General features: G+C 48.6%; 20 protein-coding genes, 1 tRNA gene and 2 pseudogenes. 9 read left to right on the top strand and 14 right to left on the bottom strand.

What is annotated here, in order from left to right:
- Nucleotide 1: 1 nt before the first annotated feature.
- The 8 genes from D5366_RS05620 to D5366_RS05590 all read right to left on the bottom strand — a co-directional run bounded on the left by D5366_RS05620 (nucleotide 2) and on the right by D5366_RS05590 (nucleotide 7941).
- Entirely contained in the window at nucleotides 2–1867 is a 1866-nt protein-coding gene (locus D5366_RS05620; RefSeq protein ID WP_141492637.1) for a methyl-accepting chemotaxis protein, read from the bottom strand.
- Between the two features lie 74 nt (nucleotides 1868–1941).
- Nucleotides 1942–2295, bottom strand: coding sequence for a CheB methylesterase domain-containing protein (locus D5366_RS12175; RefSeq protein WP_338036368.1), 354 nt, complete (start codon nucleotides 2293–2295; stop codon nucleotides 1942–1944).
- Nucleotides 2214–2993: a response regulator gene (locus tag D5366_RS05615; protein ID WP_338036367.1), complete on the bottom strand. Its 780-nt coding sequence runs from the start codon at nucleotides 2991–2993 to the stop codon at nucleotides 2214–2216. The genes D5366_RS12175 and D5366_RS05615 overlap by 82 nt, the downstream gene beginning before the upstream one ends.
- The gene (locus D5366_RS05610) at nucleotides 2993–3883 is read right to left on the bottom strand and encodes a CheR family methyltransferase (RefSeq protein ID WP_141492636.1); all 891 of its coding nucleotides are present in this window, start codon (nucleotides 3881–3883) and stop codon (nucleotides 2993–2995) included. The genes D5366_RS05615 and D5366_RS05610 overlap by 1 nt, the downstream gene beginning before the upstream one ends.
- Nucleotides 3884–3904: 21 nt before the next feature.
- Nucleotides 3905–4531, bottom strand: coding sequence for a methyl-accepting chemotaxis protein (locus tag D5366_RS05605; protein ID WP_141492635.1), 627 nt, complete (start codon nucleotides 4529–4531; stop codon nucleotides 3905–3907).
- Nucleotides 4516–5319, bottom strand: coding sequence for a HAMP domain-containing protein (locus D5366_RS05600; RefSeq protein ID WP_205839610.1), 804 nt, complete (start codon nucleotides 5317–5319; stop codon nucleotides 4516–4518). Before D5366_RS05600 ends, D5366_RS05605 begins: the two co-directional genes overlap by 16 nt.
- 2 nt (nucleotides 5320–5321) lie before the next feature.
- Entirely contained in the window at nucleotides 5322–5780 is a 459-nt protein-coding gene (locus tag D5366_RS05595; protein WP_141492633.1) for a hypothetical protein, read from the bottom strand.
- A 178-nt stretch (nucleotides 5781–5958) separates the two neighbouring features.
- Entirely contained in the window at nucleotides 5959–7941 is a 1983-nt protein-coding gene (locus D5366_RS05590; RefSeq protein WP_141492632.1) for a glycoside hydrolase family 32 protein, read from the bottom strand.
- 136 nt (nucleotides 7942–8077) lie between these two features.
- On the opposite strand from D5366_RS05590, the gene D5366_RS05585 reads away from it, so the two are divergent.
- The 3 genes from D5366_RS05585 (at nucleotide 8078) to D5366_RS05575 (ending at nucleotide 12598) form a co-directional block, all read left to right on the top strand.
- Complete coding sequence (locus tag D5366_RS05585; protein ID WP_141492631.1) at nucleotides 8078–9037, top strand: bile acid:sodium symporter family protein; 960 nt, start codon at nucleotides 8078–8080, stop codon at nucleotides 9035–9037.
- Between the two features lie 112 nt (nucleotides 9038–9149).
- Nucleotides 9150–9908: a sulfotransferase family 2 domain-containing protein gene (locus D5366_RS05580; protein ID WP_141492630.1), complete on the top strand. Its 759-nt coding sequence runs from the start codon at nucleotides 9150–9152 to the stop codon at nucleotides 9906–9908.
- Nucleotides 9909–10129: 221 nt separating this feature from the next.
- Nucleotides 10130–12598, top strand: a complete 2469-nt coding sequence (locus D5366_RS05575) for a TonB-dependent receptor (protein ID WP_141492629.1) — start codon at nucleotides 10130–10132, stop codon at nucleotides 12596–12598.
- Nucleotides 12599–12678: 80 nt separating this feature from the next.
- Here the strand turns inward: D5366_RS05575 and D5366_RS05570 are convergent, their stop codons facing one another.
- Nucleotides 12679–13362, bottom strand: a complete 684-nt coding sequence (locus tag D5366_RS05570) for a Fe2+-dependent dioxygenase (protein ID WP_141492628.1) — start codon at nucleotides 13360–13362, stop codon at nucleotides 12679–12681.
- A 229-nt stretch (nucleotides 13363–13591) separates the two neighbouring features.
- On the opposite strand from D5366_RS05570, the gene exbB reads away from it, so the two are divergent.
- Genes exbB through D5366_RS05555 form a run of 3 tightly spaced genes read left to right on the top strand, consistent with a single transcriptional unit; the run spans nucleotide 13592 to nucleotide 15569 of the window.
- Complete coding sequence (exbB, locus tag D5366_RS05565; RefSeq protein WP_141492627.1) at nucleotides 13592–14305, top strand: tonB-system energizer ExbB; 714 nt, start codon at nucleotides 13592–13594, stop codon at nucleotides 14303–14305.
- On the top strand, nucleotides 14305–14739 hold the full coding sequence (gene exbD, locus D5366_RS05560; protein WP_141492626.1) for a TonB system transport protein ExbD: 435 nt from the start codon (nucleotides 14305–14307) through the stop codon (nucleotides 14737–14739). Before exbB ends, exbD begins: the two co-directional genes overlap by 1 nt.
- The gene (locus D5366_RS05555; protein ID WP_240775362.1) at nucleotides 14739–15569 is read left to right on the top strand and encodes an energy transducer TonB; all 831 of its coding nucleotides are present in this window, start codon (nucleotides 14739–14741) and stop codon (nucleotides 15567–15569) included. The genes exbD and D5366_RS05555 overlap by 1 nt, the downstream gene beginning before the upstream one ends.
- A 25-nt stretch (nucleotides 15570–15594) precedes the next feature.
- On the opposite strand, the gene D5366_RS05550 is transcribed toward D5366_RS05555, so the two are convergent.
- From D5366_RS05550 to D5366_RS05540, 3 genes are all read right to left on the bottom strand, one after another.
- Nucleotides 15595–16251 (bottom strand): tetratricopeptide repeat protein, encoded by a 657-nt coding sequence (locus D5366_RS05550; protein ID WP_141492625.1) that lies wholly within the window; start codon nucleotides 16249–16251, stop codon nucleotides 15595–15597.
- Nucleotides 16252–16342: 91 nt separating this feature from the next.
- Nucleotides 16343–18643, bottom strand: a complete 2301-nt coding sequence (locus tag D5366_RS05545) for a TonB-dependent receptor (protein ID WP_141493846.1) — start codon at nucleotides 18641–18643, stop codon at nucleotides 16343–16345.
- Nucleotides 18644–19149: 506 nt separating this feature from the next.
- The gene (locus D5366_RS05540) at nucleotides 19150–20676 is read right to left on the bottom strand and encodes a S1C family serine protease (RefSeq protein ID WP_141492624.1); all 1527 of its coding nucleotides are present in this window, start codon (nucleotides 20674–20676) and stop codon (nucleotides 19150–19152) included.
- A gap of 113 nt (nucleotides 20677–20789) precedes the next feature.
- Between D5366_RS05540 and D5366_RS05535 the strand changes: the two genes are divergently transcribed.
- Nucleotides 20790–21923, top strand: coding sequence for an Mrp/NBP35 family ATP-binding protein (locus D5366_RS05535; protein WP_141492623.1), 1134 nt, complete (start codon nucleotides 20790–20792; stop codon nucleotides 21921–21923).
- Nucleotides 21924–21991: 68 nt separating this feature from the next.
- Nucleotides 21992–22066: transfer RNA gene (locus tag D5366_RS05530), tRNA-Thr, on the top strand.
- 140 nt (nucleotides 22067–22206) lie between these two features.
- Here D5366_RS05530 and D5366_RS11865 read toward each other — a convergent pair.
- Nucleotides 22207–22473, bottom strand: a complete 267-nt coding sequence (locus D5366_RS11865; RefSeq protein ID WP_141492622.1) for a hypothetical protein — start codon at nucleotides 22471–22473, stop codon at nucleotides 22207–22209.
- On the opposite strand from D5366_RS11865, the pseudogene D5366_RS05520 reads away from it, so the two are divergent.
- Nucleotides 22381–23570: pseudogene (locus D5366_RS05520) on the top strand (IS3 family transposase). The gene D5366_RS11865 and the pseudogene D5366_RS05520 sit on opposite strands and share 93 nt — an antisense overlap.
- Before the next feature lie 733 nt (nucleotides 23571–24303).
- Here the strand turns inward: D5366_RS05520 and D5366_RS12220 are convergent.
- A pseudogene (locus tag D5366_RS12220) lies at nucleotides 24304–24618 on the bottom strand (DDE-type integrase/transposase/recombinase).
- Nucleotides 24619–24828 lie beyond the last annotated feature (210 nt).

The raw sequence follows: 24828 nt of genomic DNA, 5'->3' as shown, positions 1-24828 counted from the left end.
TTTATGCATGCAAGCGGCGGGTCTTTCTCATGGGCCGTGCATTTTGTGTCTGAGAGAGAGCCAACCCTCCCTGTTTACGCTGCGCAATGTGATCCACTTTAAAAACAGAAATTTTCTCTTTCAAACGGGTCGCCTCTTGATCGAGAGTCGTGATTGACGCCGCAGTTTGTTCAATCATAGCGGCGTTCTGATGTGTCGTTTTAGTCATTTCATTAACCGCAACGTTAATCTCCTCAACCGCGGCTGCTTGGCCAACTGATGAACGGGCGATTTCCGATACGTGCCTATTTATCTCAGCAACTTGGGCCAATATATCACCCAAGGCTCCGCCAGCTGCATTCACTTGCAGAACACCATCTTTAACAAAATCCCCTGACTTAGAAATCAGCGTTTTTACCTTTTGCGCGCTTTCAGCAGAGCGCAAAGCCAACGTCCTCACTTCGCGTGCGACTATTGCAAACCCACTCCCAGCATCGCCTGCGCGAGCTGCTTCAATACCGGCATTTAATGCCAAAAGATTAGTTTGGAAGGCGATATCGTCAATCAAACCAATCACCTGGCTAATTTCCTTAAAGCCATTGTCGATAAGATCCATTGCCTTCACGGCATTATGCATTTTCATCGCCGAATGCTCAGCATTGGCACGAGCACTTTCTGTAACGCCCGCCACTTTACCAGCACTCGAAGCCGCATCTTTAAGCATGCCCGAAACACGGTTCAGTGCTAGCGAAGAGTGCTCAATGCTAAGAGCTTGGCGCTCAATACGGCAGGATACATCGTTAGACGCTACCGCAATTTGCTCTGATCCGGCTTTAATCACCATGACACCTGCTTGTACATCAGCCAGGGCAGTTCTCAATTTGACGAAGGAACTGTTAAAATCCTCCTTCATCACGCGTAATTTCTCGGGAAAATCCACAACAATACGATGGGTTAAATTCCCGTTCGCGGCCTCTGCCAGCCCCAGCCTGATCATATCAACAGCCTGCTGTTCAATAGCCGCTTCCTTTTCCACAGCCTCGGCAAAAAGGCGCTGCTCTTGAGCTAAGTTTTCTTCCTGTATTTTCTGTTTGTTTTCCAAAATCTTTGCCTGTTGTAGGCCTGCTTGCATGGTGTAAAGCGCTTTCGCCATAGCCCCCACCTCATCGCCTCGCTCCCGAAGAGGAATATCCACATTCACAGTACCCGCCGCTATGGCGAGCATATTATCTCTTATTTTTAGCAAAGGGCTAACAACACCTTTCCCTGATAAATATATCAGCAAAAAAGATGCCAACATGACGGAAAAGAATATAATTAATACACAAATATAGATGGAAATTTTTGATTTTTTTGCAATATTGTTTGTATAATTACTAAGGTAAACCATTCTATCATCTGATATTTCTCCAATATTAATAGAAAAATTCATCCCTTCATTATCCAGAAAGTTTAAATTATCTATGACTTGCTCAACATCTCCTTGCCGTGCTGCCGCAGCAGTCTGCAAAAACATTCTTTTAAGGTCGGTCCACTGTCGAAGCAGAGGGAAAAGTGTCTTTCTCAAGCTTGGATCAGTACGCCCAGCCTGCTCCAAAACCTTATCCATACCTTTTACATCTTGCTGGAGCCGCTGATAGGTTAATTTGAAACCTGCGGCATGAACCTGCTCCATCATTCGATGAGATGCATAAAGCAAAGCATCAATTTTATCTGTCGCCTTCGCAAGCTCTAATGTTCCCGGCTCATCAACGAGAACTATTGCCCTGTACTTGGCCTCCATTGCCATTTCCCGCCAGGCAAGAAATGCTGTGCCTAGCAGGGCAATACCCGCCAACGCACAAGCCAGCAATGATATTTTTGTTTTGATTAGTAATTTATTATACATTTCTAAAATCCAAAAGTGACATTTTCTCCAAAATAATTTTTTTAAATTAACGATTATTATAATAATTAAGGTTTTTATGTTTTTTCATAAATATTTAATTTTGATATTTTATTAAAAATAGAGTCCGTTATTTCTTTTAATGGTATTTGGAGGTCGATAGCTCCAATATCATAGGCTGCTTTTGGCATGCCATAAACAACACATGTGCTTTCATCTTGCCCGATAGTGTACGCCCCAGCTCTACGCATTCGGAGCAACCCTTGAGCACCATCATTACCCATGCCAGTCAGGATAATTCCTACAGCATGGTTCCCGCAAAATTTTGCCACCGAGTCAAACAAGACATCTACGGATGGCCTGTGCCCATTGACTGGCTCTCTTTCCACCAAACGCGTAAAAATCTCACCACTACGCCGGACAACCTCCATATGCCGCTCCCCCCAGGGGCTATGACAATTTCTCCCTGAGTAACAGGCGCGAGATGTTGAGCAAGCCTAACCTTAGGCGCACATAAATGATCGAGCCGCTTGGCAAAACCTTCGCTGAATGCACCAGGCAAATGCTGCGCTATAACTGTCGGGGGGCAATTTACCGGGAAACGCCGCAAAACCTCGCTCAGCGCTTCAACCCCTCCCGTAGAAGACCCGATAGCAATTAGAGGAGAATGCAGTTCACTATTACGTATGATGGGAGAAAAATCCCTAACATCCTCCCCTTTTTTAGTCTGTCTGATATGAGCTTTAGCGGCCCTGTGAATTACAAGGGGCAAATCTTCGTATACTGAGTGCCCCGGCCGTGTGACGGACTTTGCATAACATTCAACTGCACCAATTTCTAAAGCGCGTATGGCCGTATCTGCCCCCCTGCGAGTATGGGATGAAACCATAACAACTGGCATAGGCCTCAAGGTCATTATTTTTTCAAGAAACTCCAGACCATTCATCTGCGGCATTTCGACATCCAACGTCAAAACATCAGGCTTGAGTGCCATAATCATATCCCGCGCTTCAAAAGCGGTTGCTGCGGTACCAACGACGGTAATGAGAGGATCTCTTCGCAACGCGACGGTCATAAGCGAACGTGCAGTGATTGAGTCATCAACGATTAGAACAGATACAGGGCGCATTAATTAGCCACCTTCCTGTACGCGGTAACCCCGCAAGCTTCCAAACCATACCGCTCAGGTGAGCGTATATGTTCTGAATGGCCGAAGTAAATTTCTCCTCCAATGTGCAAATGTGACAACATTCTGCGCAATACATTTTCTTTTGTTTCTTTATCAAAATAGATAAAGATATTACGGCAAAATATTGCATCCATTTTCTTCTCTATTGGCCATTTTTGTATGAGATTCATCTTCTCAAAAAATATTTTTGACCTAATTTTTTCATCTATCGAAAATTGATTTATGTATTTATTCTCTACGCAAAACTCATTAAATAAATTTTTTGGTATATTATATTTGTACTCTGATAAATAAGTACCATTGCGCGCCTTTTCTAAAACATATGGATTTATATCCGTAGCTAAAACTCTCAGATTTTTCTGATGTTTGTTTTTGAAGAGATCAACAACAGAAAATACAGCCGAATAAGCTTCTTCTCCACTTGAAGCAGCAGCACACCAAATTCTAAATGCACCATCGGTCGCGACGTCATGTGATACGCGCCGCTTACAAAGGCTTCGCAGCGCATCAAAATGATGCGCCTCTCTGAAAAATGCTGTGGTGTTTGTTGTAAGAGCAATCGCCATTTGCTCTTTCTCATGGGTATTATCCACCATAGAAATATACTTTATATAGTCGTCAAAGTTGTTACATTTTAACAAGCGCAACCGCCGGCTTAACCGAGATATAATTAAAGGTTTTTTTGTAAGATCTATATTTAATCCAGAGTATTTTTTTACAATACCCGCTATAATAAGGGTGTTTTCATTTGAAATATCGTAAACTGAACAAAAAAGATCATTTATTATAATGTTCTTTTCCTTCAGGTCCCCTACTGTAGGAATATTCATTTTATAGACCCCACAAACGATTTACCTAAAATGTTCCCACCCGCTGTCTGAAGTGCTACAAAACTCTAATTCTATTGGTTTTTTTACCTTAATTTTTTCATCCATTGGGACATAATCCGTGTAATTCACACGAAAGAAACCAACCTCCTTGCCTAATTCTTCGGCTTCTTGATCCAAGGACGATATCGCTGTCGTATTTTGCTCAACTAAAGCTGCATTTTGTTGAGTTGCCGTGGTCATCTCGCCTACAGCCAAATTAATCTCATTAAGCGCGACTGACTGCCCACTTGAAGCTTGAGCAATCGATGAAACCAGACGATCAATATCGTCCATTCTTTTAAAGATCATATCCAACGCGCCGCCTGCATCTCTGACAAGCTTCACGCCATCATTTACGAATATGTTTGAGTTCGAAACTAATGCTTTTACCTCACGCGCACCGTCAGCCGAGCGTTGCGCTAAATTACGGATTTCAGTCGCAACAACAGAAAACCCCCGCCCTGCATCGCCTGCGCGTGCAGCTTCAATTCCTGCATTTAAAGCCAATAAATTTGTCTGGAATGCTATGTCATCAATTAAGCCAATGACCTGATTAATATGTTTGAAGCTTTGTTCGATTTCGCCCATGGCACTCACCGCAGACTGCACAATACCTCCAGAAGATTCTGCCCCTGACGCGCCTCATCCGTCACACGGGCTGCTTGCGATGCATTTTCAGCGGTATCACGCACCATTTCGACCACTCGACCCAGTGCCACTGACGACTCTTCTATGTTTGCTGCCTGCTGCTCAGTGCGCCTAGCCATATCTTCTGATGCCGTAGTGATTTGCTTTGCACCCGTCCCAATCGCGACTACACCCCTTTGGACAGCATTAATCGTCTGCTGTAACTGGGCACAAGCTTTATTAAAGTCCACTTTCATCGTCTGAAATTTGTCGGGGAATTCAGCTTTTATCCTGTAGGTAACATTACCCTCCGCGAGCGCTGCCAAACCCTCCCGCACGGTATCAGATACGGATTGAATTTGAGCGGCCTCCTCCTCACGATGCAAAATAACCGCTGCACGTTCCTTTTCCACATTTGCACGCTCTTCAGCTTGCTCCTTTTCAACTTTCCGAGCTGCTTGAAGACTGCTTTGAATAGTCTGTAGTGCTCTCGCAATATCGCCAACCTCATCTCCACGTCTTAAGCACGGTATCTCTTCGTCCAACTTACCGTCAGCAATTAAAAACATTCTATTTCTAACAAGGTTAAGCGGTCGAATAATATCTTTAGCACTTACAATGAGTGAAAAAACAAACACAACGAAAAGGAGAGAAAGTGATGTAAATGTACAAATATAGGAATACTTAATAGAATTATTGATCATCTTTTTGAAAAGATAATCCGTATTAGACATTTTTTCTTTTTCTAAAGACCCAATATCTACTGCCAATTTTATTCCAAAATCGTCCATACCTGACAAAAGCGAAGAAGACTTATCCAGACTTCCCCCTGCACCAGATCAACCACCTGATCCATCATTGATTGCAAATGCTGGTAACGTTGCTCTAACGGAGACAAACTCTCTTTGAGGGATGGGTCTATTTCATAAATTTTAGAAAATAAGAGAATCGTATCAGATTCATCAGTATGAAACCGATTAATTATTGTATTTATTTTACTGCCGCTTCCGGGGTCTGTTATTCGTCTTGTTGCGTATAACATCGCATTTATCTTGTCCGTTATACGGGCAAGCGCGATCGTGCCTCTGTCGTCTTTTAAAATAAAATCGTTATACTTTTCGTTGAGCGATGACTGAGTATACGCTCTGAACCCAGCGCCGAATACCGAAACAATCAGAAGAGCAACAGCAATAAATGCTATTTTTGTTCTGAAACGAAAATTTTCGAGCACGATCTTGATACGCCTATGAGAGTTATTTTCCTCAAGATCGCCCCTATTGATGAAAAAATTGCTAATTTTTCATGCCGCTTCCTTTTATGCCCAGCCTCAGCCGGCACCTAAAATCCGGCAAGTCTGCCTCTGAGCACAAACACGAGCTTCTACTGTTCTCAACCCGCAAAAGTCAGGCTTAAGCAGCCGTCGGACGGTCCATTGTTTTTTTCAAACCGCATAACCGAATTTCATGGATCGTGGCACCTGCATTTGTTGCTTCTAAGCTAAGCGTTTCCAACGGATTTGCTGGATAAATTAGTGCAGTACCTACAGACAAACCATCATTGGCATAAATTTCCAAGGCACAGGCATCTACGATAATTTGTACATTGAACCGACGGCTATTGGCTATAAGCGGCGTGGAAAAACGCTCCGTAAAGAATGGTTGGGAGAAGCCATGCAAATTTCCTCTATCCAACCATAATTGCCCGGAAAAAGCGTCAAATCCAATTGATAGTGACTCACCTTGGCTGTTTGAAAAAACAATGACAAACCGTCCGGCGCGCCCCTGATTTCCGTCCGGTTGTGCATTCACGCGCTCATCCACAGTGGCGGTTAAGGACAACTCAAACGCCTGCCCAACCGGAAGACTCGTTTGAACACCGCTTTGGGCCTGTATCCGTGTCGGCTTGAAGGGCATTTCTGGCTGCCGCAAAGCAGCCAAACCATAGGGACGCTGTACGAGGCGGAGCCAATTCATATCGTCATGCCGCAAGCTCATTTCGCGCGGCAGACTCATTAAACCGCGCCAACTTCTATTGGGTACTTCCTCGCAATATTGCCAATTCCCGAACCATGCAAAATACACAGCCTTATTTTCAGGAAAATCATTGTAGACCTGCATAGCGTAACTGTCTTTTGCAAAGTCAGTGAGGCCAATCACCGTATTTTCCGGAATAAAGCGTTCTCCGTCAAAATTTCCGATAAAATACTGCGTAACCGATCCACCCTGCGGCCCACCTGGGTTTACAGAAACAAACAAAACCCAACGACGAACCCCTTTTTGTCCCTCAATCTCCACCTCAAGCAAATTGGGACATTCGTAATCCACTCCAAACAAGCCTGCAGGTCCAAAATCACTTAAATGCATCCAGTGCTTTAGATCTATGGAGCCAAAAAATGCGATCCTGTGCTCTCGAGATTTTGCAACCACCATCACCCATTTCTGGCTTCCGTCGTGCCAAAAAACCTTTGGATCCCGGAAGGATGTCATATTTAAATCAAGTGCCGGATTCTGGTCGTAATCAATGAAATGATTGCCACCATCAGGACTCCAAGCGATGTATTGCGACTGCTTCTGGGGCGTTGCGCGCGTATATAAAGCGATCATACCACCAGCCATTGGGGGTAGCCCTGAAGTATTCGCGTTAGCAGATGCGACAGGCCCGGCTTCCGGGGCATAAAATGTACCGAAAGGCTTGTCCGCATTTGGTTTTAGCGCTGACATTGCTTCAGGTGCATAAGGGGCATCAGAAGTCTCTTTCCCCATTTTTGGGGCCAGAGCCCGAACCGCCTCCTGCGTCGCAGTTGGGACGCTCACTGCTGATCCACTGGCGCCTGCACCTACAGACGTTTTTTCCGCTGTTTTGGGCGGGAACAAACCCGAGACATTGTTCCGGTCCATAACAACACACCCCGTATAAGCTTCGCCTGCCGGAGTTTCATCAATAGCAATCGGGGCATCTTGCCATGTGTATAAATCTGTACTCGTTGCATGCCCCCAATGCACCCGGCCAGCATACGGTGAGAAGGGGTCGTACTGATAATAAAGATGGTAACGCTCACCATCAAAAATCAAACCGTTCGGGTCGTTCATAAACCCCGTCGATGGGCTGTAGTGAATATTCGGCCGATAAAAATAGTCGGCCTGTGTTTTTACGACAGGCTGTGCGGCCCCACCCGGATGATTAGCAGGTTCAGCATGCGCGTTATTAGGCTGGTCTTTCGGCGCTGGGATTGCGGAATGTGCTGGTTCTGCCCCCCGCGCACGCCCTACCCCCAGCACCGCGCCTGCTGTAAGCAACGATGCCAAAGCACGGCGCCTGCTTGAGACAAAACCCTCCGTGGCCAGGTCTGGAGGGGACACAATACCTTGATCTTTATGTGTCTCGTTGCCCATGATTATTACCCCTCCAGCACATTTATTGGGTTTGTGAACCCTAGAGGCCAGCCTACCAAGGCACCTCCCTAGGGGCAATTTTCAAAAAACCATATTGTTGTTTGCATCTTTTAAAAAACTCATCCCATACTGCCCTATGAAACGTCTCGACCCCTTTCTCATGGCGCTCATTGGCGCCGTCCTCCTGGCATCTTTTTTTCCATGCCATGGCGCGCTCAGTAATGTGCTCTCGCACCTTGTTACAATTCTCATAGCGCTGATGTTCTTTTTTCAAGGTGCCAAGCTTGAGCGAAAAGCCATCGTAGAGAGCGTTCGCGACTGGCGATTGCAAGGTGGAGTGTTGCTTTGCACCTTTGTCATTTTCCCTCTTCTTGGGCTTTTCCTACATTTTCTCTTTAAATCCATTTCACCGGACGGCCTGATCGGTGACGGACTATGGAGCGGCATTTTATTCGTATGCTGCCTGCCATCCACCGTGCAATCATCTATCGCTCTAACTTCCATTGCACGCGGCAATGTTTCAGCCTCAATCTGCGCTGCTACGATGTCCAACATTGCTGGAATTGTGCTTACGCCGCTCCTTGCTGGGCTTCTTTTGGGAGGCGCTCATCACAGTGGCTCATCACCCCTGCAAGCAATTTTAGATGTAAGCAAAGAACTTCTTTTGCCCTTCGCGCTTGGTCAAATTGTTCAGACTTGGGTCGGCCCCATCGTCAAAAAGCACAAATTCCTAATTTCCTTGACCGACCGTGGCTCCATTATTCTCGTCGTTTACACGGCATTCAGCGCGGCCGTAACGGAAGGGATTTGGCACCGTGTATCCTTATTGCGCCTCCTCGAAATAACAGCGATTAACTTTATAATCCTAACTTTTATTCTAACCATTTCGCGCTCTATTGGCCGAAAAATGCCTATTGAAAACAATATTTCTCTACAACTTTGTGGGTCCAAAAAATCACTTGCTTCAGGCGTGCCCATGGCAAGCGTTATTTTTCCAGCATCGACTGTAGGAATTATTGTCCTTCCCTTGATGATTTACCACCAAATCCAACTATTTACGTGCACTTTACTCGCACGAAAATATGGAAATAGATAAATAGACTCTGCCGTTTCATTCTGTTTCCGTTTTTTACACCACTGGTTGCTCATCTCTATATCTTAAAGACCATACGCTTTAAGAACCCGATTTAAGAGATGGGTACCCAGTCATGACACAGCAATCCGCTCTCGCCTTCAACGAAACACAAACTATTGCGGACTTCCCGCTTCCCACGATTGCGAAAGAAGACTGGTTACATCGTAGCTTGCGTACTGCTTTCCAAGTTCAGCAATTCAACGATATCCACGAGCGCGCCGCTGACCTACGCCTACCCTTGCCGTGTGGAAAAAAACGGGAAGCGCGCTTAAAATCCATTGTTAAATCGGGTGTGCTCTTTGTCCACGTCCCCAAAAATGGTGGTACGTCCATCTGTGACCAACTCTATGGCGGGGTTATGATGCATGAAACCATCCGGTACTACCGCCACGTCGCCCCGGAAATGGTTAGAATCTTGCCAAGCTTTGCAATCTGGCGTGATCCGGTTGAGCGTTTTGTGTCGGCGTGGTCATTCGCTAAAAAGGGCGGAACGGACCGGGTCAGCATTCACCCATCGGTCAACGAGCAATATCGGTCGCTCCACTCATTAAATGATGCGCTCGACATGGTAGAAGCTGCCAACTCCCCTTACGATTTGGACCATGTTTTCAGGCCTCAGCACTGGTATGTTTGTAACCGTAAAGGTGAGCTTGCTGTTTCCAAGCTTTTTACCATGGAACAAATCGATACGCTCCCCAAACACATTCCACAGTTAAAAACGCGTTCTATTCCGCACCTGAACAAAAACGCCCACACCATTCACGTAACAGATTTGCAAGAGAAACGAATCCGTCGAATCTATGCAAAAGATTACCTTTTGCAGCCCAGCTGAAATATTACGACATAATGTAACATTTTAGAGAATTTCATCAGAGTGTCACATTAACCCCGTTTTTAGGGGGTTAATGCGGCAAAAACGCCAAATTCGTGGCAGATTTACCACGAATTTAAAGTTGTAATTCCGTGTCAACATGAGAAGTGTTGCTCCACATTAAAAAGCGTGGTTTCCGACATCTCGACCTTCCATCGGAAACGAGAAAGATCACGCCACCCATGCGCCTGACACGTCTTCTATCTACTTCTGCTCTTATCGCTCTGGGCACACTCCCAGCTTTTGCTGCGCCTGTTGCGTCTCACAAAGAGACTGCAAAGCCCGCCGCTAAGGCCGGAACCCAGGTTACGGCACCATCCATGATGGGAAGCACCTCCCCAACGGATTATCATGAAGAGCACGTGTCTGTTCATGGACAGCACCGCTACTTCGATGGCGTGTCACGTACCGCAGTCGGCGGCGGCCTGATGAGCAAGCAGGATAGCGCGAAGTCAGTTTCAGCAGTCACGCGCGACTTTATCAGCAAGCAGGTCCCGGGCAGCGACCCGATGCAGCTGATTGCCCTTTTGCCAGGCGCCAATGTCAGCGCATCTGACGCAATGGGCCTGACAGGAAGCTCAATGAGCTTGCGCGGCATGGATCAAACGCAGGTCGGCTTCACACTCGAAGGTTTCCCGATCAACGATATCGGCAACTATCAGGTCTATTCTCAAGAAATCGCAGACCCTGAAAACCTGCGTACGGTGAGCATGGCTCAAGGTTCTGCTGACCTTGACAGCCCGCACATCAGCTCCACGGGCGGCGTGGTTGACATGTACATGGTTGATCCCTCCATGAAAAAGGGCGGATCTTTCGATACATCTTACGGATCATACAACGCTACTCGCGGCTTCTTGCGCCTCGATACGGGTAAGATTGGCAACACCAACCTGCGCGGTTACTTCTCAGGCTCTTACGCTTCAGAAGATCGGTTCAACACGAACTACACCAACCGCAAGCTCCACGCGGAAACAAAGTTCGTAAACGACTGGGGTAACGGTAACCGCATCTCCTTGGCAATTATCGGAAACCGTCTTTACAACTATCTGAACCGCAACGTCTCATTGGCGAGCTGGAACCAATACGGGCGCGGCGTGAAAGACCAGTATGTGGTCGGCAACACGCAGCTGAACTCCACCTTTGATCCAACAGCTTCGGACAAAGGCGCATCTTACTACAAGCTGCAGCAAAACCCGTTCACCAATATCTATGCCAGTGCGCCTTCTACGTTCCATCTCTCCGATCACCTGACCTTAACGGAAACACCATATTTCTGGTACGGCGATGGTAACGGTGGCGCTGGCCGCGTTGTAAACCTGAACAACCTGCAGTGGGGCAAGCAAAAAGTTAGCGCCACCATTAATGGTCAAGGGGGAACAACTCTGCTGTACAACCCATCAACTTCAACAACCTACCGCCCTGGTAACGTTGTTAAACTGACACTTTCAACCGGCGCTAACCGACTGATGGTTGGTTACTGGTTTGAATACTCCAAGCAAGGCCAGACTTCGCCCTACACAGGCGTAGGCGCTGACGGTAACCCTTGGAACGTATGGGCAGCTGGCCCGAACGCGGTTATGTCGAACGGCCTTACCTATCAGTTCCGTAACACGCTGACTCAAACACGTGTCCACACCATGTTCATCGGTGACACATTGTCACTTCTGAACAATAAACTGACGATTGATGCCGGCTTTAAGTACGCATTCGTTATTCGTAACGGCCATAACTTCCTGCCAGACACATCAACCGGTGCTTACATCAACAAGACGTGGCAGCAGCCACTTCCCACAGTTGCAATTCGCTACCAGTTGGACCCGGAAAACCAGTTCTTTGTTTCTGCGGCTACAAACTTCCGTATGCCAACGAACAGCGCATTGTATGACTCCGGCAACTACAGCACGACGTCAAACAGCTACTCCACACGTGCAAACGTTAACCAGAATCCTGAAATCTCCATTTCGGAAGAAGCTGGCTACCGTTACACAGGCCACACCATCATGGGGTCGGTCACGTACTTCCACTACGACTTCACAAACCGCCTGTACTCTCAGACGCAGTGCCTCGACACGCAGTGCCTCAACACATTCAGCACAAGCCTGAACGGTGGCGGCCAAACATCCAACGGTGTAGATGCAGAAATTGGCACCCGTCCAATTTTCTATCACCTCCGCCCCTATGTTTCGTTCGAATATCTGGACTCACGTCTGGGTAGCAACCTTGCTGGCACATCCACCACGGGTGGCTCTGACTACCTGCCAACCAAGGGTAAAGTTGCTCCGGAAGCACCACACTACCAAGCAGCATTCAACCTCGACTATGACGATGGTCACCTCTTCGGTGGCTATAACGTGAAGTACGTTTCCAAGCAGTACTCCACGTTCATGAACGATCAGTCCATTCCGGGCTACGTGCTCATGAATGCGAACATTGGCTACCGCTTCTCGGATATGAGCTTCCTTAAGGCTCCAAACATCCGTGTGAACTTCAGCAACCTGACAGACCGCGCTTACCTGGGTTTCGTAAAGTCTTTGCAGGGTAATGCGGTTAACACCACAGGTATCAACGGCCGCACCATTCGCGCAAGCACACCAACCTACTCGATTGCAGCGCCATTCTCGGCTATCGCAACGGTCAGCGCTGGTTTCTGATTTAGCCGGTTTTTCAACTCCCCACTTGATTGGGGAGTTACTGAAAACCCCCTGAGAGTATCTCTCAGGGGGTTTTTATTTTACAGTTCTGCCCACTGACGCAGCAGATTATGGTAGGTCGATGTCAGACCCAATACGCCCTGATGGTCATCCGGCAAGGCTTTGCGCGTCTCCATAATTGACCGATCAAAATCGTATAAAAGTGCTCTCTTCGTATCATCACGCACCATAGACTGCGTCCAAAAAAACGAAGCCCACCGACTACCCTGAAGAATAGGATTGACGCTGTGAAGGCTGGTTGAGGGGTACACAACCATATGCCCTGCGGGCAACTTCACACTTTGGTTGCCATACGTATCTTGAATAACGAGTTCCCCTCCCTCGTATTCATCCGGGGATGACAGAAAAAGTGTCGATGATACATCCGTACGGATACGAAATCCCGCATTTGGGATAGGCCTGATTGCGTTATCCACATGCGCGTTAAAATGCATGCCCTGATCGTATCGGTTGAACAAAGGCGGATAAACCCGGAGGGGAAGAGCGGCACTGTTGAAAATGGGGTTACGCCCAAGAGCGTGTAAAATTAGCTCTCCAAGTTCCCGCGATACCTCAGAATCTTGAGGAATTTGCAAATTACGTTTGGCTTTTGCCGATTGTTCACCCGCTGTAACCCGGCCATCAGTCCATTCAGCCGCTTCCAAGCGCTGTCTGCAATATTTTACCTCATCAGGAGACAGCACGTCGGGCACGTGTATCAACATATTTTTAAAGCTTCCCCCGCTTAAAGCACCGACAAATGTGTCAACGCTTAAAACTTACTTGTAAATAAGAATGACTATTATTATTAGTAGGGCATCTTTGATGCTCTCTGCAATCCATAAGGCCTCACAGCCCCGGATTTCGCACGCCCTACGCGGTGCACTGCAAAGAGAAAAATGGTTCAACCCCATATGCGGAGGGCGCCAGTAGCCGCCCCGTCAGGCACGATTAATGTCTCTTACATTTTCCCCTTGGCAGATGTTCCTTGATGCTGGCCCAGTGGTCCGCGCTGTAATGACCATTTTAGCGGTCGCTTCCGTTGCGACATGGACAATCTTAGTTGCAAAATGCATTGAACTGACGCGTTTACGTGCAAATCTCAAAAAGTCAGAAATCGCACTGGATGATGCCAACACGCTTGATCTCGGAGACGAGTGGAGCCGCAATGGGGTCGGCGTTGCACAAGCTATGGTGCTGGCGGCTATCACGGAGCGTCAACGCTCAAAAGATATTCCTACTGATTCCGACGGCATAAAAGAACGTATCGTCCTGCATCTGGAGCGCATTGAGGCAGCAGAGGGCCGACGCTTAATGCGTGGAACAGGGGTGCTTGCAACGATTGGTGCAACAGCTCCTTTCATTGGCCTTTTTGGGACAGTTTGGGGAATCATGTCTGCCTTCACGGGCATTGCGGCAGCACATGCGACGAGCCTTGCCGTCGTCGCACCAGGAATTGCTGAAGCACTCTTGGCAACTGCCCTCGGCCTGATTGCCGCCATTCCCGCGGTCATTATTTACAACCTGATTGCGCGCCAAACCGCTACGTGCCGTGCATGCGTTGCTGATATTACGTCGCTGGTCATGCGTATTGTATCACGCGATTTAGCGCGCTCTTTGCTCACCACCAAAAACAACGTCATTCACCTGATGGAAGCAGCAGAGTAATGGCCATCCATATTCGCCACGCGGACGAGGGTGTTCAAGAAGCACACGAAATCAACGTCACACCCTTTATCGACGTTGTTCTAGTTTTGCTCGTGATTTTCATGGTGGCTGCGCCGCTTAGTACCGTTAATGTCCCTGTTGACCTGCCTTCATCAACCGAGACACCAGCCCCACGGCCCGATGAACCCGTTTTCCTCACGGTCAAAGCGGATCACAGCCTTGCTCTAGGCGAAGATGATATCAACCAAGACCAACTGGTCGCCGCTTTGGAAAAAGCGAGTAAGGGCAATAAGGAGGAGCGCATTTTCCTCCGCGCTGACAAAACCGTCGATTACGGCACTCTGATGGGTGTCATGGGACAGTTGCGCAAAGCAGGTTACCTCAAAGTTGCTTTGGTAACACTACAAGGACAAGAGGCGGGAGAAGCCCCTTAATGGCCGATATGAGCGCCAATCCAATCATGTTTCGTAATTGGTATGCCTCTTACCAGCAAAACGAAAACAAGCGCAGTCAGCGCCGCTGGATGCTGTCCGGTGCGAGCGTCAGTCTCTTTACGGCTGCCGTCTTGGGGTGGTCTTTCATGCACCCCTCGCCTCCCATTCCATTGCCGAGCGCTGCACCTCCTCAGGCGATAGCCATCGAGATGTCACCCATTCCGGCGGCCACCCCTGCACCTCCTCAAGATGTGCCGGTCGGGCCTCAACACTCCGTTGCACCGTCGGAAGAAGTTCCTGACACCCCAACGAAAATCGATGCAGCCCCTTCACCATCTTTACACCCGCCTGTACCCGTGCCGGTTGTCAAGAAAATCAAAGTTTTAAAGAAAAAAAGCGTCACTCCTCCACAGCAAGTGAAGCCTGTACCCGTTGAGGCCCCGCCTGCGGATAAAGTGACTGCGCCACCCGCCTCTGAAAATACTACAGCACAAAGCAGTAATGCGGCCGCCACCTCCAGCGTCAGCCATTTCAGCAACGCTCCTGTGACGTGGCAGGGCGACGTTTTGGCGCGTATCGAACGCTTCAAACGCTACCCGTCTGAAGCCTTGGCATCACATCAGGAGGGCACACCCGTCCTGTTTTTCGTCATGGACAGACGTGGCCACGTTTTATCTGCGCATCTGAAAAAAGGCAGTGGCTACGCCCTTCTGGATGAAGAAACTTTAGCTGTTGTACGCCGCGCAGAACCTTTTCCAGCGCCACCGCCTGAAATTTCAGGTGCCACCGTTGCGCTTACAGTACCCATCGAGTTTTCCGTCGACGAGTAATTCTTAGCTTTTACATCCGCCAGGCTTACAGAGAAGCTGCGTGGTAAACCCATCGAAACGCTGGGTTCTTCCCATGTGGCTTCACAAGCTCAAGTATAGCTTGGCGTATATCGTCATGGCCGGAGCTTAACGCTTTCTCTAGCAGCGCATTCGCCTCTTCCGGCTTTTCATTGGCCAAAGCCAAACGTGCCAAGTTTAATACAGCCCAATAATCTCCGCCTTCAGCAGCGGCTTTAAAAAAAACCTCGGCTCCCTCTAAGTCAACGGCCCCGGTTATTCCCTCCTCATGCAAAATACCCAGCATGTTTAAAGCCTTCGCGTTCCCTCTTTTGGCGGAGGAAACGTACATTTGGTATGCCTTGGCTTTATCCTGCGGCACTCCATCCCCAAGCAAGAATAAGTCGGCCAGATTAAACATGGCCCAATTTTCCCCCGCCGCCGCGGCATGCTCAAAATAAGACGCCGCCTGACGAGCATCACGGGCGACACCCCAGCCACGTTCATACGCCCTGCCCAGCATGTTGAGGGCCGTCGGGTGACCACTGCGCGCTGCCGCCTCAAAATATGTAAAAGCTTCCGTCATGAAGCCTTTATCAACATGCGTCTGCCCCAAAAGAAGCTGGGCCTGAACTTGCGAGGGACAAGGCTCCAAGGTCATCTCGTGCTCGGTTTTTGCGCTCATTCGCTTCCTGCAACTAACAAAGCCATCGCTTAAAACGCAAAAACCCCCTCTGGCTCGCGCCAGAAGGGGAACATGCGACTAAGCTGGTTTTTTAGAAGTTGATACCAACATTACCCATGAATGTACGGCCTGATAGCGGTACAGCACGGCTCGTGCTGAACGCAGAACCATAATTCAGATGGTTCGTCAGGTTATTCGCGTTAAACTGGACGTGGTAACGGCCATAATCGTAAGAAACGATACCATTTAACGAGAAGTTATTCGGCATACGGCCAGTATTCGCTTCGTTAGACCAGTAAGCTGAGCTGTACTGAACGCCACCGCCAGCTTTCAACACGCCCTGACCTACATTCAAAATCAGACGAGACAGGTTATACGTGCTCCAAACGGACAATGTGTTGTGTGGCAGCTGCGGAGCTTGCTTACCATAAGCGGTGGTGCTGTTCGTGACCTTGCCTCTCATATAGGCGTAAGTCGCGTAAACATCCCAATCCTGCGTGATTTTACCCGTAGCACTGAGTTCTACACCACGAATACGACGGCCGCTTCCCGCATCTTGGAAGCCGACCAAGATGTTTCCGTTGTCGTCATAGGTGTAAGAGTTATTCTGGTTAATCTGGAACAGACCAGCCGTTACACCAAGGCGCTTGTTAAAGAAGTCGACCTTGCTTCCCAGTTCGAACAGATCGCTGCGCTGTGGCTTGAGGTCACGGCCATTGACTGCAACGTCACCAACGCTTGCCTGATTGGTAATCTGAGAGGACGCATCCGTACCAACCGGCTTAAACGAACGCGAGAATGTGAAATACACGCTTGCGTCTTTGGTAATGTCGTACATTGCACTAGCCGACGGGCTGAACTTGTTCGACGACTGTACCTGCGTACCAGAAGACTGAGCCGCAGCACTCCAGTATGTGCTTTTGTAGCTGTCCCAGCGTAATGTTCCGAAAACGGAGAGCTTGTTGGTCAGGAACACTTTATCCGCCAAGAAAAGCCCGAGATCGCGGAAGTCAGCAATACGCGTACCGGTTGACGGCCACGTGATATACGTGTTTGGCGATGAATAGTAAGGGTTTCTAATCGTCTGGTTGTTAGTACGGTTAACGTACGTTCCCATGACGCGGTCGTCTTTGGTGTAGTTGATATCTACACCAGCGCGCAGATCATGCTTGAGCGACCCGGTAGCAAACTTCGCATGCGCCATGGAGATGTTTTGAACCCCCCAACCGTCCTGTTGGTAAGCAACACCACCACCAGCACCGTAAGACAGGGCAGGATTTCCGCCAGCCAAGAAGTTTGTCGCGCAAGTCCCTGAGCAGGCACTTGGGTTCGTCGCAGCATATTCACGATGGTAATGACTAAAGCGCGTATCGTTGCTCAGTGTCATCCACTTGGTAATTTCGGACGCGAGTTTTGACGTCAACATATGGATGTCAGAACGGTCACGGTCAAAGCTACGCGTATAAGTCGTGCTGCGGTCCAAGCCGTATTCGGTGATCGGACGGAAGATGCCGTTAACACCAATCATCGGTACGCCGTAATCAGGCGTTCCACGGCTGCCGAGCCACTGATAATTCAGGTGGTACGTGGTGCTAGTACCGAGCCCAAGGCCCAGATCAGCTGCGATACCATAACGGTCAGAACGCACGTTGTTGCGGTCAGCAACCTTCTGCTTGTTATACATCCCGTTAAGACGGAAAGCAGAATGTGCACCAAGCTGATAATTTACATCCGCAGTTCCACGATACTGCATACCGCTGCCGATGCTCTGGTCCAAAGCTGCACTTTTGCCAAGATGAGCTTTTTTCAGGGTCTGGTTAATAACACCGCCAACGTTGCCCGCGCCGAAATATTCGCCGCTTGGTCCCTTAACGACTTCAACACTCTCAGTATTGAATGTGTCTCTTACGTATGTGCCAAAATCTCTCAGGCCGTCTTCGTAAATATCACCACGCGCCTGCTGTCCTCGGATCCGGAACTGGCTGCCGTTCAAGCCACCATTGCCCTCGCCTGTGGACATTGTGATACCAGGCACGTTTGCCAGTGCCTGATCCAATGTGAACAGCCGCTGCTGCTCAATCAGATCTTTTGGTACAACGTTGATGATCTGAGGCGTCTCACGGACTGTACCGGGCATACGCCCAATGTCCAACGTCGTGTTGTTCGTGTTCAGTGAAACCGGCGCTGCTGCGCTGTTTTGGCCGTGGACCTTGACGGATGGCAGACTTACTGCGGTTGCGTCAGCCTGAGCGCTTGTATCTTGCGCTTCGGCCTCACCTGCTTCTGACACTCCAAGGCCAGCGCCGAGCGCCAATAATGCCAGTTTCTGCCATTTTAATGATGAACCCTGATTATGCCCATCAGAGATCGAATTATCATTTGGGAAATGCATATTAAATTCTTCTGCGTTGGACGGCATACAGACACCCTAATTCATTGGCCAACAGCGCGCTGCCAAGCATGAGCGTAAACCGCCAGAGCACAAATCTCCGTAGCGCCAAACGCCAGCAAAACAGCAATTTTCAAGGCAAACCATCTTAATAAGAAGTCTACTGAACCGCTGAAACGGCACCCTTATTTCACTAAAATCCAATTTATTGCAAATGATTATTAATATAATCTAATGTTTTGATAGCGGAAGAAAAAAAGAAAATACTAAGAGCTCAGAATAAAATTCCGTGTATAAACAATTCACTAATGTATATTACATAATTTATCGTATACAATTTTCAGAATTTATGTAAAAAAAAACACCTGTCAGGTCGTTAATTTTTTTTAACGCCCCAACAGGTGATTATATTTGTCATATTACTGAAATAATTTATTAAATAGAAATAATAATACAGTACTGAAATATTTAGTTACATATAATTGTTATTTTTATTTTGATAATACATCTCAAAAATTAGTCTTTAACGGGACAGGAACCCATCTCAAACCATCATTATCTTGCACCAAAAGTAAAACTTCATTTTTCTTTTGGCCTTGAACACGATTCAGTTCCTCTTTCAGAGCATCAGGGGTGTTCACCTGTACCTGTCCCACCTGAACAATCACGTTACCCACTTCAATCCCGCGCAAAACAGCGGTTCCTGAAGCATCGACATGATCCACCAACACACCGCGCTGGTCATCCGAGAGGGCGTATTGTGTCCGCATATCCGAGTCGATAGCGCTGACCTCCAGCCCAAGCATATCAATCGCCTCTTTCGCGTGATCTGGTTGGTGCGTGTCAGACGGCAACGTATCAGCAGGTACAGGGGATTTGCCCAATGTTATGTTAAGGCTTTTTTGTGCTCCCTTCCGCCAAATGACCAAACCAAGTTTTGTTCCCGGTGGGTAGGACGCCACAATCCGAGGCATTGTCTGTCCGGTTACCTTCTTAGCCTCAACCTGCATGATGACATCGCCAATCTCAAGGCCCGCTACAGCTGCCGGGCCATGGGCTTCAACTTGTGAGACAATAGCGCCATGCCCGACTTTTCCGTCAGCATCGCGGAAATCAAGATCCTGCGCCATATCGAACGTAACGTCCTGAAAACGCAGACCAAGCCACCCTCGGGAGACGTGACCATCGCGTCTCAGTTGCTCAATAATTCCTCGTGCATCGTCCGTCGGAATAGCGAAGCCAATACCAATGGAGTCACCCCCGGCCCCGCCATAAATCAAAGTATTAATTCCAATGACTTCCCCTGCCATATTAAACAGCGGACCACCTGAATTGCCCTTGTTTATGGCTGCGTCTGTTTGAATGTAATCGTCATACAGGCCGCGCTCTACATTTCGGCCACGGGATGAAATAATTCCCGCCGTCACCGTGCCATTCAAACCGAAGGGATTCCCAATTGCCAGCGCCCAATCCCCGATACGGGCTGCGTCACTATGCCCCATGGGTACAGCCGGCAGAGGATGCTCGGGCTTGACCGACAGTACAGCCAAATCGACCTGACTATCCCGCCCAACAATTTTAGCGGGCATTTCCGTCCCGTCATGGAGCGTAACAACTACTTGGTCAGCACCCTCAATCACGTGATTATTGGTGACAATGATACCCGCAGGATCAATGATGAAACCGGAACCCAACCCCTGAAAGCGTCGGGGCGGACGGTTGGGGGCAGCTTTACGCTTAGTATAATCGTGTAAAAATTTGTCCAGAGGTGACCCAGCCTTCCCCTTGGGGACTTGGGGACCCGCAGGCGGGCTCGCATCAGGACCTTTCTCGTCGTCCTGCTCAGGCTTCAGAACCGCCGCAACCGAGACATTGACCACGGACGGTAAAAGTCTGTTTGCCAAATCAGCAAAACTAGCAGGGGCCCGCATGGAAGGTACTGGCGCCTCTGTCTCTGCGAAAGCAGAAGAGACAGGAAGGCTTGCACCTAAAAGAGCAAAACCAAACAGAGAGGATAAAAGGCAATTTCGGTTCATAAAAGACACGCTAACGCATAAGGGAACACGCTACCACACCTCATCAAGATGCAGACCTCATGTCTCTATGCTACGCTAAAACGATACGAGACGTGAAATTGAGATTAGCGGTCATGACGGACGACACCCTCCCCTCCTCATCCCTCCCAGAAAACCTGACGGAAAAACGTATCAGAGACCTGTTACAACGTCCGGACAGCCCAGCACATGCTATCCTCTCTTTTGCGCAATTAGATGGTGTTTCCGTCCAACACGGTCATGCGCACATTGCGTTGTCTACATCGCGTGAGAATGCCGAGAAGCTGACCCCCATCCGTTCCGCCGTCGAAGCTGAAATTGCCAAACTACCCGGCTTAACCGGCGCGACTCTCTCTTTGACGTCTCACCGCCCCAACACTCCACAGCCCGCACCACCTCAACCCGCAGGTCACAGGCCCTTTAACCTTGGCAAGGGCAAGCCCGCGCATGCTATTGTCCCGGATGTCACAACAGTGATTGCAGTTGCATCCGGCAAAGGCGGCGTTGGTAAATCTACAACTGCCGTTAATCTCGCTGTAAGCCTTGCAAAAACTGGTCTTAAAACTGGCCTGCTTGATGCTGATATCTATGGCCCTTCGTTGCCTCGCATGTTGGGGCAATCTACCCGGCCAGAGGTAAAAGACAGCCGCATCATCCCCATTGAAGCATGGGGCATCAAAACAATGTCCATCGGCTATCTGGTCGATGAGAAACAAGCCATGATTTGGCGCGGCCCCATGGTGATGGGCGCATTAACCCAGTTTTTAGGAGAGGTAGAGTGGGGCCACCTTGATGTGCTTGTCATAGACATGCCGCCCGGTACAGGAGATGCTCAACTCACTCTCGCACAAAAGCTTGGTCCAAAACTTGCAAAAGGCGGAGCTGTCATTGTCTCGACGCCACAAGATATTGCACTGATCGATGCCCGCCGCGGTGTATCCATGTTCGAACGCATGGAAACTCCAATTTTAGGCATCGTCGAGAATATGTCTTATTTCTGCTGCCCAAACTGCAATCATCGCACAGAGCTTTTCGGCCACGGCGGCGCGCGGGCGGAAGCTGAGAACGCCAGTGTTCCCTTCTTGGGAGAAATCCCACTACTAGCAGCCATACGCGCCAGCGGTGACGATGGAACCCCCATCACACTTTCAGCCCCTGAAAGCGAAGCGGCCTTAGCCTATACCCGTTTGGCCGAGACCATAGCCGAGACCATCAAAACCAAGCTCTAATTTTTTCAATTTTCTGCATATTTCGTCTTGACCGTGGGGCCAACACATGAAAGAAACGGCCCCAGGTCGCCGGGTTAGCACAGTGGTAGTGCAGCGGTTTTGTAAACCGAAGGTCGGGGGTTCAAATCCCTCACCCGGCACCATATTTTCAGATTAAAAGAAATATTTTGGAAAGCTTTCCCTCTACCTAAAGCTTCCTACGGAGCACTTCCGACAAGCAAAACGTAAGCCTTCAACAGCAGGTAACTTGTCCACAATAAGCGCTCGCCGAAAGTATTGGCTCTTAGACGCGAACAAATATTTCAACCAGCGTCGAAGCCGCCGCCTCACTGCGGCCACCAATCACTTGCAGTATACGCATGTGATCAAAGATACCATTCGGACACAAACCATGACGCGCCGTCCGGAAATGTATCCATTTTAAAGTGGAGTCCGTTTTGAGAAGGAAACCGGACCTATGAAGCGCAGTCGTCTTACGGAAGAACAGATTATCAAGATCCTGCACGAGCAGGAGGCGAGGCCGAAAGTGCCAGTTCTCTGACGCAAACACGGTATGAGTGACGCTACGTTTTACAAGTGGAAAACCCGTTATGGAGGCCTTGAGGTCTCAGCAGAAGCGAAAAAATTGCGCACATTAAAAGACGAGAATACCCGTCTGAAACGTCTCCTAGCGGATGCAATGCTGAACAACGCGGCTTTGAAGGAAATTGTTGGAAAAAAGTGGTAACGCCTGTCGCGAAGCAGCTGGCCGTTAATCTTATACGTGATGTTTTCAGTGTAAGTGAACGCCATGCTTACCAAGTTGTTGGTGTTGCTCGGCGCGTCATTCGGTATGTTTCTGTGCGCCCAGAGGATGCGACTTTACGACAATGCTTGCGGGAATTGGCGGCAGAACGCCGCCGCTTTGGCTATCGTCGTTTAGGGTCTCTGCTGGCTCATGAAGGACATGTCGTGAACCAAAAGCAACTTTTCCGTCTGTATCAGGAGGAAGGGTTGAAAATTCGTCATCGCGGTGGTCGCAAACAAGCTCTAGGAACGCGTACTCCACTCACTCTACTTCAAGATCCAAGGCAACGCTGGAGTTTGGATTTCGTCTCCGACGCGCTCATCTGCGGACGGCTTATTTGGATATTAACAATCATTGATAATGTGAGCCGAGAAAACTTAGCGCTCATTGCTGATATGTCTTTATCCGGAGGGCGCGTTACCCGGGAGTTGACTATGTTGGTGGAACACTATGGGAAACCGCTCATCATTGTTAGTAACAATGTGACAGAATTTACCTCCCATGCCATTTTGAAATGGGCCGAAGAAATGGGCGTGGAGTGGCATTACATCGCCCCCGGCAAACCACGGCAGAATGGCTTTATTGAAAGTTTCAACGGAAAACTGCGTGATGAATGCTTAAACGAGACGCTCCTCACCTCCTTGCCCCATGCGCAGCATATTCTGGGGCTGTGGCGTGAGAACTGTAACATCGTGCGTCCACGCTCAAAGCTCGGCGATAGAACCCCTGCTCAGGTCGTTCAGCAATGGTCTTATGGGCATGCCCATAAGACCATTGCCATACCCATCAACCACACACCACAAAAGAGAAACCTCTGCTTACCAGTGGTAACAAATTGGGGGGCACGTCAACCAAATTGAAAAAAACTGATTGATCCCGCTTAATCTGCCTTGCACAGAAAACGTCAACAATCATTTTTACAACATTGTCGACATCAAGTGGCGACCTATTTTTTATACGGCAATACGAGAAGCCTACCAAAACGCATTGTCCGGAAAAGAAATTATTATTTCTGTTACAGCCAACCGTATGCTTCCCGCCGCTCAAGGCCCGTCTTACCTGACCGCATATTTGCTTAGGTGTGAGCCGATGGCACTTTCAACCCAAGTACCTTTTAAAAATTGAGTGCTATCATCGATGTGCGAACATAACTATTGTCTCTATCGAATAAAATTTAAATGAAGGCAAACCGTGGAATTTTCGCCACCGATAAAATTCAATTTGGGTATTATTTATATTCCATACTTTTTCCACAATCTACTTTTTTCATCTCCGCAATGGTAGCGTCAGGATGATCGTCTAGATACAACCATACAGCTTTACATCTAATATTTCTTTCGCCATGCCGACGAACACCATTGCTCTCTTCAGGGCCACCACGGTCAAAAGATGAAAACGTTTTTATAGGGATATTTCTGTTCGTCTAACATAGCGTTACTCCAAATACGGCCCCGCTGCGGGGTTAAAGTAAGGACGCAGATACCTCAACTGATCGATATTTATGGTGTTGTAAACTCTGAACCGCCTTTCGATCGGGCACACTTATTCCATGATACCTTCCTAGAAGTGGAAGGATTTGGTCTGTCCTTTTTTCTAGTGCGCGCCTGACGTTAAAACCTTGATCGTCGCGTAAGCCGTTTTCAGGCTTTTGAAGCCACGGATCGGTTTTACCGGCTGTTTTAGTTTGCCGTGATCGGCTTGGGTCACATTGCTCAGATATTTCACCTGCCGGTGCTGCACTGTACCGGGCAGCTTGCCTTAAGCCATACCGTAGGTCGAGGCTTTGTCCGGTATCAGGCACCTCCCAGTCCTTCAGACCACTTACCGCTTTTCCTAGAAACCGTTTGGCAGCCATATCACTCGGGGCGGCGATGGATAGAAATCAATCGTGTTGCTGCCCTTACCGATCGCCCGATAAAGATACGTCCATTTCCCTTTGATCTTGATCTCATCAATACGCCAACTGGGAGAAAAGCTCGGGCGTTTCCAATTCCGGCGCGTAGCGCCGGACCCGTAGCGGCAATATCAACGAACCACTTACAAAATCACGCCCCTCTCAAATGTCGTCCCTTGAGATCGCTCATCTGTCATACTCCCAAAAAGTCGAAAATAATTCCA

The organism is Neokomagataea tanensis, from assembly GCF_006542335.1.
In the GTDB taxonomy this organism is placed as follows: domain Bacteria; phylum Pseudomonadota; class Alphaproteobacteria; order Acetobacterales; family Acetobacteraceae; genus Gluconobacter; species Gluconobacter tanensis.
This window is presented reverse-complemented; position numbering and strand designations above follow the sequence as displayed.